General features: G+C 74.2%; 10 protein-coding genes. 7 read left to right on the forward strand and 3 right to left on the reverse strand.

Features of this window, described 5'->3' with window-relative positions; genetic code table 11:
* Together ACFW1A_RS34065 and ACFW1A_RS34070 are read left to right on the forward strand one after the other, a co-directional pair.
* On the forward strand, positions 1-494 hold a 494-nt coding region (locus ACFW1A_RS34065; protein ID WP_380415995.1), incomplete at its 5' end, for a CAP domain-containing protein.
* Between the two features lie 119 nt (positions 495-613).
* Positions 614-2005: an NAD(P)/FAD-dependent oxidoreductase gene (locus ACFW1A_RS34070; protein WP_380415997.1), complete on the forward strand. Its 1392-nt coding sequence runs from the start codon at positions 614-616 to the stop codon at positions 2003-2005.
* 52 nt (positions 2006-2057) lie between these two features.
* On the opposite strand, the gene ACFW1A_RS34075 is transcribed toward ACFW1A_RS34070, so the two are convergent.
* Positions 2058-2357, reverse strand: coding sequence for a hypothetical protein (locus tag ACFW1A_RS34075; RefSeq protein WP_380415999.1), 300 nt, complete (start codon positions 2355-2357; stop codon positions 2058-2060).
* 246 nt (positions 2358-2603) lie between these two features.
* Between ACFW1A_RS34075 and ACFW1A_RS34080 the strand changes: the two genes are divergently transcribed.
* Entirely contained in the window at positions 2604-3044 is a 441-nt protein-coding gene (locus ACFW1A_RS34080) for a MarR family winged helix-turn-helix transcriptional regulator (protein WP_380416001.1), read from the forward strand.
* A 44-nt stretch (positions 3045-3088) separates the two neighbouring features.
* Positions 3089-5170 carry a prolyl oligopeptidase family serine peptidase gene (locus tag ACFW1A_RS34085; protein ID WP_380416003.1) on the forward strand — a complete coding sequence of 694 codons (2082 nt, stop codon included), beginning with the start codon at positions 3089-3091 and terminating at the stop codon, positions 5168-5170.
* Here ACFW1A_RS34085 and ACFW1A_RS34090 read toward each other — a convergent pair.
* A complete protein-coding gene (locus tag ACFW1A_RS34090) occupies positions 5167-5517 on the reverse strand; it encodes a hypothetical protein (protein ID WP_380416005.1) in 351 nt (116 codons plus the stop codon). The genes ACFW1A_RS34085 and ACFW1A_RS34090 overlap by 4 nt on opposite strands.
* A gap of 145 nt (positions 5518-5662) precedes the next feature.
* Between ACFW1A_RS34090 and ACFW1A_RS34095 the strand changes: the two genes are divergently transcribed.
* Positions 5663-5851 carry a hypothetical protein gene (locus ACFW1A_RS34095; RefSeq protein ID WP_380416007.1) on the forward strand — a complete coding sequence of 63 codons (189 nt, stop codon included), beginning with the start codon at positions 5663-5665 and terminating at the stop codon, positions 5849-5851.
* 34 nt (positions 5852-5885) lie between these two features.
* On the opposite strand, the gene ACFW1A_RS34100 is transcribed toward ACFW1A_RS34095, so the two are convergent.
* The gene (locus ACFW1A_RS34100) at positions 5886-6527 is read right to left on the reverse strand and encodes a DedA family protein (protein WP_380416009.1); all 642 of its coding nucleotides are present in this window, start codon (positions 6525-6527) and stop codon (positions 5886-5888) included.
* A gap of 108 nt (positions 6528-6635) precedes the next feature.
* On the opposite strand from ACFW1A_RS34100, the gene ACFW1A_RS34105 reads away from it, so the two are divergent.
* Together ACFW1A_RS34105 and ACFW1A_RS34110 are read left to right on the forward strand one after the other, a co-directional pair.
* Positions 6636-8681, forward strand: a complete 2046-nt coding sequence (locus ACFW1A_RS34105; protein ID WP_380416011.1) for a transglycosylase domain-containing protein — start codon at positions 6636-6638, stop codon at positions 8679-8681.
* A gap of 193 nt (positions 8682-8874) precedes the next feature.
* Positions 8875-9267, forward strand: a complete 393-nt coding sequence (locus ACFW1A_RS34110) for an SCO5389 family protein (RefSeq protein ID WP_380416013.1) — start codon at positions 8875-8877, stop codon at positions 9265-9267.
* Positions 9268-9285: the final 18 nt, after the last annotated feature.

A 9285-nucleotide genomic window follows, 5' to 3' on the forward strand; every position in this document is an offset into this window, starting at 1 on the left:
CGGTGGACGCGCTCAGCCTGTGCGGCGACCTGGAGGACGAGCTGCGGATCTACGTCGACCCGTCCCCGAGCCCGGCGCCGACCCGCCGGGACAGCGGCACGCCGACCGTGGCCGGCTGGGCGCAGCAGGTGCTGGACCTGGTCAACACGCAGCGCGCCCAGCACGGTTGCGGCGCCGTGACGGCCAACTCGAAGCTGCAGCAGGCCGCCCAGCACCAGTCGGACGACATGGCGGCCCGCAACTTCTTCGACCACACCAACCCCGACGGCGCGGGCCCGCAGCAGCGGATCGACGCGGTCGGCTACCAGTGGAGCTCCTGGGGCGAGAACATCGCCCGCGGCCAGGCCGATCCCGGCACCGTGATGGACAGTTGGATGAACAGTCCGGGCCACCGGGCCAACATCCTCAACTGCTCGTTCAAGGAGCTCGGCGTGGGCATCCACCTCGGCCCGGGCGGCCCCTGGTGGACCCAGGACTTCGGCTCCCCGGCCTGACCCCGGGCCCGCCCGACGGGGCGCCGGGAGCCGCCCGGCGCCCCCTCCGGCACCCGCCCGGCCGACCGGGCACCGGCGCGTAGTAAGGTCGGTACGCAAACGGGACGAGGGGAGTCCAGGTGCGCGTAGTGGTGGTGGGCGGCGGTATCACGGGGCTGGCGGCGGGGTTGTTCCTCGGCCGGCGGGGACACCGGGTGACGGTGCTGGAACGCGAACCACGACCCCTGGGCCCCGATCTGGACGCCGAGTTCACCCGGCTGCGCCCGCGCGTTCCGCAGGCCGTCCAGCCGCACTCGCTGCTCGCTCCGGTCCGCACCGTCCTGCGCACCGAAGCCCCGGACGTCTACGCCGAGTTGCTCCGGCGCGGCGCCACCGAGTGGCACGAGTTCGACTGGTTCGGCGAGCACCCGCCGGCCCGCGCCGGCGACGACGAACTGGTCACCGTGCGCGGCCGCCGGATCCTGCTGGAGGCCGCCCTCACCGCAGCGGTGCAGCAGCAGGCGGATCTGACGCTCCGTCACGGTGCCGAAGTGACCGGCCTGCTGATGGACGGTCAGCAGGTCACGGGCGTCGGCCTCGCCGGCGGCGAGGCCCTCGGCGCCGACCTGGTGGTCGACGCCGCCGGCCGCCGCTCCCCCGTCCCGGCCCTGCTGGCCGCGGCCGGCACCCGCCCGCCGGTGGTGGAGAACCACCGCACCGGGATCGCCTACTTCTGCCGCTGGTACCGGCTGCGCCCGGACGCCCCCGCCTCCCCCGGCCGGGTCCGGGCCGGCGCCGCCACCCCGTTCGCCTCGGGCGGCGTCTTCCCCGGCGACAACGGCTGGTTCGCCGTCGCCCTGACGGTCGGCAGCACCGACCCCACCCGCACAGCGCTGCGCGACCCCGCGGTCTTCGAGCGCCTGGCCCGCACCTTCACCGGCTGCGCGGACTGGCTGGCCCTGCCGCACGACCCGGTCGGCCCGGTCCGCGCGATGGCCGGCCTGGACAACCGGTGGACGTCGCTGGTGGACGCCCGGGGACCGGTCGCCACCGGCCTGCTGTCCATCGGCGACAGCCTGGTGCACCTGAACCCGACGCACGGTCAGGGGATCCCGCTGGGCTTCCGGGCGGCCCAGTGGCTGGCCCACCACGCCGGGCCGGCCGACGCCGGGCTCAGCACCGGGTTCCACCGGTGGGCCCTGGCTGAGCTGCGCCCCTGGTTCGACGGCCAGGTGGCCGCCGACCTCGCCTTCGAGCGGGAGCTGACCGAGCGCGGGGCGGCCGCCCCGCTCCCCGACGCCCCGGCCACGGTGCGCAGCGCGCTGCCCTGGTGCGCGCTGGAGGACCCGCAGGTGATGCGCGCCCGGGCCCAGGTCCGCCACCTGGTCCGGCCGGCGGCCGAGGCGTACGCCGATCCGGCGGTGCAGGACCGGGTCAGCCGCTGGCTGGCCGACCGCCCGGGCTTCCGGCCGCCCGCGGACGGCCCGACCCGGGACCGCTGGGAGCGGCTGGCCGCGGCGACGGCGACCTGACGGCGTTGCCCTGCCCCGCGCACACGGGGCAGGGCAACGGGTCCGGGCGCCGTCAGCTCACCGGCGGCTCCGGCGCCGGCTCCGCCGGCAGCGCGGCCGCCTGCACCTCGGCGCGGCCGAGCGCCAGGTGGGCGGCGCAGGCCACCACCACCCAGGCCAGGCCGCCGCTGTGGGTGTAGGCGTGCCCGGCCGTGTGCAACTGCTGCTCAGTGCCGCAGTAGAGGCAGGCGTTGGCGTGCAACTGCTCGCCGCTGACCAGCAACTGCTGGGCCGCGCCGCCGATCGGGTGGTAGTCGATCGGGATCGGCGACTGGGCGGCGGTGAGCTGGTGGGAGGTCAGGTCCGAGGTCATCGGTCAGCTCCAGGGTGAGGACTCCAGGATGCTGGACGGAATCCGCCTCCGGTCACCCTGTGTGGCCGCTCGACTCCGCCCATAGCCCCAGCGTGGCCCCAGCGCGCGCCCGCCGCACCCCGGATGGGCGGATTGGCCACCCTTTTCGGCTGAACGCTCGTCACCCTCCCGCCATCCGGAGTTGTCCGGGCGGCCCACCGGGACCGTTCTCGGCATGAACGGTTGTCGGGTGCTACCGTTCGTCGCATGACCAGCATCGATCCGCTGCCGAGCAGCACCAGCTTCCGGCTCGGGACCCTCGGTGCCCTGGTCACCGCCCGGTTCACCGACCGGATCGAGGCCTTCGGCCTCAAGCCCAAGGACGTCGGCCTGCTCACCCTGCTGCGCGCCGGTGGTCCGCTCTCCCAGCTGGAGGCGGCCCGGGCGATGGGCGTGGCGCCCAGCCTGGTGGTCACCGTGGCCGACCGGCTGGAGGCGCTGGGCGCGGTGCGCCGGCTGCGCGACCCGGGCGACCGCCGCCGCCAGCAGCTCACCCTCACCGACCAGGGCGGGGCCCTGCTCGACCGCTGCGCCGCCACCGCGCACGACCTGGACGCCGAGTTCACCGCCGGCCTCTCCGAGCCGGAGCGCACGGCGCTGAACACCGCCCTGGGCCGGCTGGCGGCCGACCACGGCCTGCCGGCCTGAAAACCGGGGGAAACGCCCGATCACCGGGTGACAGAGTGTCGGGCATGCCGACCGACACCCTCCCCCAGCAGCTCGCCCGCACCCGCCGCTTCGCCCTCGGCCTGCCCGGCCGGTTCACCGTCTCACCGGACGGTGCCGGCGTGCTCTTCCTGCGCAGCCGGGCCGGCGACGACCCGGTGGGCTGCCTCTGGTCGCTGGACCTGGACACCGGCCGGGAGCGGCTGCTGGTCGACCCGGCCGCCCTGCTCGGCGGCGCGGCCGAGGAGCTCTCCCACGCCGAGCGCACCCGCCGCGAGCGGGCCCGCGAGCTCGGCGGCGGCATCGTCGCCTACACCACCGACGCCGCCGCGGCGCTGGCCGTCTTCACCCTCTCCGGCGACCTGTGGGCCGCGGACACCCGCAGCGGCACCGCCCGCCGGCTGCCCGCCGCGGGCCCGGTGGTGGAGCCCCGCCCGGACCCGACCGGACGGCGGATCGCCTACCTGAGCGCGGGCGCGCTGCGGGTGATCGAGGCGGACGGCACCGGCGACCGTGCAGTGGCCGTGCCGGACGGACCGGAGGTCACGTTCGGCCGCGCGGAGCACGTGGCCGCCGAGTCGATGGGCCGCCACCGCGGCTACTGGTGGTCCCCCGACGGCGAGCGCCTGCTGCTGGCCCGGGTCGACGAGTCACGGGTGACGGTGTGGCACATCGCCGACCCCGCCGAGCCGGGCCGGCCCCCGCGCGCCGTCCGCTACCCCCCGGTCGGCACCGCCAACGCCGAGGTCACCCTCTGGCTGGCGGAGTTGGACGGCACCCGCGCCGAGGTCCGCTGGGACCGGGCCGGCTTCGAGTACCTGACCGCCGCCGGCTGGGACCGGCACGGCCCGTTCGCGGCCGTGCAGACCCGCGACCAGCGCACCGTCCGGGTGCTGGCCGTGGACCCCGCCGACGGGACCACCACCGTGCTGCACGAGCAGCGCGACGCGCACTGGGTGCAGCTGGTCCCCGGCCTGCCCGCCCGCACCGCGGGGGGCGCCCTGCTCGGCTTCGCCGACCTCGACGGGACCCGCCACCTGACCGTGGCCGGCACCCCGGTCACCGAGCCCGGCCTGCAGCTGCACGAGGTGCTCGGGGTGGACGGCGAGGAGGTGCTGTTCGCCGCGGCCGCCGAGGCCACCGAGACCCACCTGTTCACCCACCGCCCCGGGCACGGCGTGCGCCGGCTGACCGAGCACCCCGGCGTCCACACGGGTGTCCGGCGCGCCGGCACCCTGGTCCGCAGCTCGCTCTCCCCCGACCGTCCCGGCACCCGGGTCACCGTGCACCGCGCCGACCGCCCCGCGCTCGACGTCGCCTCGCTGGCCGAGACCCCGGTGCTGGCCCAGCGCCGGCTGCTCACCACGGCCGGCCCGCGCGCGCTGCCCACCGTGCTCCACCTGCCCGGCTGGTACCGCCCGGGCGACGGCCCGCTGCCCGTGCTGCTGGACCCGTACGCGGGCCCGGCGATGCGCAAGGTGGTCAACGCGCAGACCGGCTCCGGGCTGGTCTCCCAGTGGTTCGCCGAGCAGGGCTTCGCGGTGCTGGTGGTGGACGGCGCCGGGGTGCCCGGGCGCGGGCCGCGGTGGGAGCGCGAGGTGGCCGGCGACGTGCTCGGCCCGGCCCTGGACGACCAGGTGGCCGCCCTGCACGCGATGGCCGGGCGCCACCCGGAGCTCGACCTCTCCCGGGCCGCGATCCGCGGCTGGTCCTACAGCGGGACGCTGGCGGCCGCGGCCGTGCTGCGCCGGCCGGACGTCTTCCACGCGGCGGTGGCCGGCGCACCGGTGACCGACCAGCGGCTGTACGACACGCACTGGCGCGAGCGCTTCCTCGGCCACCCCGACGAGCACCCGGACCGGTACGACGCGAGCTCGCTGCTGCTGGACGCGCCGAAGCTGAGCCGCCCGCTGCTGCTGGTGCACGGCCTGGCGGACGACAACGTCTTCCCGGCCCACACCCTGCGGCTGTCCGGCGCCCTGCTGGCGGCCGGCCGCCCGCACGAGGTGCTGCCGCTCGGCGGCGCCACCCACTCGCCCGTGGGCCAACGGGTGCTGGAGCACTCGCTGGACTTCCTGCGGCGCTCGCTCGGGCTGGGCGTCGCCTAGGGTTGCACGTCGCTGCGGCCGCAGACCCAGGCCAGCGCGTCGTGCACGCCGCGGGCGTGCTCGCGCTGGTCCGGGTCGGTCCGCAGGTCCAGGTGGCGGACCTGGGCGGCCTGCTGCTCGGCGGCCAACTGGGCCGGGCAGGGCCCCTCGGGCGAGGTGGCCGAGCTGCCGGTCACCGGGGCGAGCCGCCCGTGGCCCAGCGCCCAGTGGTAGCCGTCCAGCGCGCCGCGGCGGGCGGGCGAGTGCTCGAACGGCGCCTCGCCGATGTACTCCAGACGCGCCAGCGCGTCCTCAACCTGCTCCCGGGAACGTGCCCCGACCCGGGACGTCACTTCGTGGCTGGTCATGGTCGCAGACTATGCAGTCGAACCGGCCCGGGCGCGCCCGTGCGGCCAAACGGAGTTCGCTCCACCGGCGTGCCCAGGTGCGCCGGCGGGCCTTTCGGTTCCACACTCGTGAGTGCAGGGTCCATCCGACCGACGGAGGCTTCCCATGTCCGAGCCCATCGACAACGAGTCGCCCACTCCCGACCACCTGCTGCACACCGGGGCCGAGCACCCGGTGGACCCGGAGGACCTGGTGATGGCCTCCGGCCGCACCCCGACGCCGGAACTGATCGAGAAGGCCCGGCAGGCCCTGGAGCGGGACGGCGCGGTGGCCGTGGAGCGCCTGCTCCCCTGAGAACCCGCTGGTCGCAGGTGCCGCCGGCTCCGGCTCAGGAGCGGCGGCGCCTGCGCAGCACGGCGCGGCCGACCAGCACCGCCACCACCGCGACCACCGCGAGCAGCAGGTAGAGCTGGAACCGCAGCGCCTGCCGGTAGATCTGGTCGATGTTGCCGCCCGCCAGATAGCCGATCGTGCTCCACACCCCCACCCAGGCGACGGCGCCCAGGCAGTTCCAGAGCAGGAAGCGGCGCCAGTCCATCCCGGTGGTGCCGGCGATGATGCCGTTGGTCTGCCGCAGCACGTCGACGAACCGGGCGCCCAGCACCACCTTGCCGCCGTTGCGGGTGAAGAAGCCCTCGGCCCGCAGCAGCCGCTCGCCGCTCAGGCCGACGTAGCGCCCGTACCGGTGCACCAGGGTCCGGCCGCCGTAGCGGCCCAGCAGGTAGCCCAGGCAGTCCCCCAGGATCGCGGCCACCAGGCCCACCGCCACCACGCCCGCGAGGGAGAGCTGCCCGGCGCCGGCGTAGACCGCGGCCAGGATCAGCACCGTCTGCCCGGGCACCGGGAGCGCGGCGTTGTCCAGCAGCACCAGCAGGCCCACCGCGAGGTACCCGTAGTGCTCCAGGAACGGCGCCAGCGCCGCCAGCGGGCCGGGCAGTTCGGGGGTGGTCGGGGCCGGGCCCTGGTTCATGGCAGTCGCACCTCGGAAGATCCGTAGGCGCACATTGTCGCAGGCTTGTGACGGAGGACGCCCCCCGTTTGGTCCGATTTACTCATCTTTCGTGCATAGAGTTCCTGCATGCATTCGTCGCAGATGGGCAAGTTTGTCCGGAACAGCAGGCTCACCGCCAAGTTCCTCGGCGTCAGCGCGGTGGCCGGAGTCCTTGCCGCGGGCGTGGCGATACCGGCGGTCGGCGGCATGGGCCTGACCGCCAAGAGTGCGGTGGACGACTTCCAGAGCCTGCCGGACGACTTCACCACGCCGGCGCTGTCGCAGGCCTCCACGATCTACGACTCGGCGGGCGGGGTGATCGCCACGGTCTGGGACCGCGACCGCACCGTGGTGACCAGCGACCGGATATCCCCGCTGATGAAGTCCGCCCTGGTGGACATCGAGGACAACCGGTTCTACGACCACGGCGCGATCGACGTCAAGGGCGTGCTGCGGGCGATCACCAACAACGCCGGCGGCGGTGGCACCCAGGGCGCCTCCACGCTGACCCAGCAGTACGTGAAGAACGTCTTCGTCGAGGAGGCCGGCGACGACCCGGCCGCGGTGCAGGCGGCCCAGGCGCAGACCGTGGGGCGCAAGCTCAAGGAGATGAAGTACGCGATCAAGGTCGAGGAGACCCTGACCAAGGACCAGATCCTCACCAACTACCTGAACATCACCTTCTTCGGTGAGCAGGCGTACGGCATCGAGTCGGCCGCGCAGCGCTACTTCTCGGTCCACGCGGCCGACCTCTCGCTGCCGCAGGCCGCCCTGCTGGCCGGTCTGGTGCAGTCGCCCACCGGCTACGACCCGGTGATCAACCCCAAGGCCGCCAAGGAGCGCCGGGACACCGTGCTGCGCAAGATGGCCCAGTACGGCACGATCAGCCAGCAGCAGGCCGACGACGCGATCAAGACCGACCTGGGGCTGAACGTCAGCCGGGCCCAGCAGGGCTGCATCACCGCCCAGCAGGGCGAGGGGTTCTTCTGCGACTACGTGAAGAACGAGGTCCTCACCAACCCGGCCTTCGGCACCAGTGCCCAGGCCCGGCAGGCGCTCTGGCAGCGCGGCGGGCTGCAGATCCGCACCACCCTGGACCCCAAGGCGCAGGCCGCGCTGCAGGCCTCGGTCACCAAGCACGTGTACGCCTCGGACAAGGCGGCCACCGCGATGACCGTGGTGCAGCCCGGGACCGGCAAGATCGTCGCGATGGGCCAGAGCCGCCCGTACGGCGTGAACGCCAACCAGACCCAGATCAACTACAACGTCGAGAAGTCGATGGGCGGCGGCCTGGGCTTCCCGACCGGCTCCACCTTCAAGCCGATCGTGGCGGCCGCGGCGCTGGAGGGCGGGATCACCCCGTCGCAGAGCTACGACTCGCCGTACAGCATGCTCTGGCCGGCCATGAAGGACTGCTCGGGCAACCGGTACCCGTCCAAGGACGAGGTGCACAACGACGCCAAGTCGCTGGTCGGCCCGTTCAGCATGCCGGCCGCCATGGCGCAGTCGGTCAACACCTACTTCGCCTCGCTGGAGGGTGACGTCGGCCTGTGCAGCGTCGCCCAGATGGCCAACAAGCTGGGCATCACCCAGCAGGCCGGCGGCACCCAGCTGGCGGTCACCCCGGCGATGGCACTGGGCACCAACGCGCTCACCCCGCTGGAGATGGCCAACGTCTACGCCACCTTCGCCGCGCACGGCAGCTACTGCGCACCGACCGCGATCACCGGCGTGACCGGCCCCGACGGCAAGCCGGTCAACGTGCCGAAGAGCCAGTGCACCCAGGCGATGTCCGCCGACACCGCCGACGCGATCACCACCATGCTCAAGGGCGTGGTGCAGGACGGCACCGGTGCGCCGGCCGGCCTGAGCGACCGGGACAGCGCGGGCAAGACCGGTACCACCAACGACAGCAAGCAGGTCTGGTTCGTCGGCTACACGCCCGAGCTGTCCGGCGCCACCGTGGTGACCGACACCGACAACCCGAAGTCGCTGGACGGCCAGAGCATCGGCGGCCAGGTGGTGGGCCAGGCCTTCGGCGGCACGCTGGCCGGCCCGATCTGGCGGGACACCCTGACCGGTGCGCTCAAGGGGACGAGCCCCGGGACGCTGACCACGGTGCCGCTGCAGTAGCCGAACCGTTCCGGCTCGCCAGGGCCCCCGCCGAGCGATCGGCGGGGGCCCTCGCCGTTCCGGGCCCCGGCGGCGGCGCGGGGGCGTGTCGTTTGACAGGGCGTCAGGGGTGATCCAGGATCAGGCTTAGTGGAAATGGATTTCATTTGCACTACCTCTTCCTCGTCCCCGTCGACCGGAGTGTGATGCCGCCATGTCCCTGACCGTCTCCCCCGAACTGCTGGCCCAGGCCGAGGCCGGCGAGGTGGCCGAGTCCGACTTCGTGACCACCGTGCGCGACTCGCTGCCCTTCGCGTACCGCACGGTGGAGCGGCTCACCGCCGAGCTCGCCGACGGAGGTGCGCCGTTCGCCGACAACCGGATCGAGCCGCCGACGGACGCCGAGCGCGGACAGCTGCTCCGGGCGATGGCCAGCGACTCGATCCGCGGCTCGCTGGAGCGGCACTTCGGGGTCAAGCTGGCCTTCATGAACTGCCACCGGGTGGCGGTCTTCCCGGTGGGCGCGGAGGGCGGCGCGGAGTACCGGGAGTTCACCTCGATGCGGGCCCAGCTGCTGCACCAGTCCCCGGAGCTGCGCAGCTGCTGACCGGGCGGGGAACGCGGC

The sequence above is a fragment of the Kitasatospora sp. NPDC058965 genome, assembly GCF_042741245.1.
Taxonomy (GTDB): domain Bacteria; phylum Actinomycetota; class Actinomycetes; order Streptomycetales; family Streptomycetaceae; genus Kitasatospora.

Coding starts and splice junctions, on each gene's coding strand:
- ACFW1A_RS34110 (WP_380416013.1), top strand. CDS start 8,875: ATGTCCCTGACCGTCTCCCCCGAACTGCTGGCCCAGGCCGAGGCCGGC.
- ACFW1A_RS34085 (WP_380416003.1), top strand. CDS start 3,089: ATGCCGACCGACACCCTCCCCCAGCAGCTCGCCCGCACCCGCCGCTTC.
- ACFW1A_RS34080 (WP_380416001.1), top strand. CDS start 2,604: ATGACCAGCATCGATCCGCTGCCGAGCAGCACCAGCTTCCGGCTCGGG.
- ACFW1A_RS34090 (WP_380416005.1), bottom strand. CDS start 5,517: ATGACCAGCCACGAAGTGACGTCCCGGGTCGGGGCACGTTCCCGGGAG.
- ACFW1A_RS34075 (WP_380415999.1), bottom strand. CDS start 2,357: ATGACCTCGGACCTGACCTCCCACCAGCTCACCGCCGCCCAGTCGCCG.
- ACFW1A_RS34095 (WP_380416007.1), top strand. CDS start 5,663: ATGTCCGAGCCCATCGACAACGAGTCGCCCACTCCCGACCACCTGCTG.
- ACFW1A_RS34105 (WP_380416011.1), top strand. CDS start 6,636: ATGCATTCGTCGCAGATGGGCAAGTTTGTCCGGAACAGCAGGCTCACC.
- ACFW1A_RS34100 (WP_380416009.1), bottom strand. CDS start 6,527: ATGAACCAGGGCCCGGCCCCGACCACCCCCGAACTGCCCGGCCCGCTG.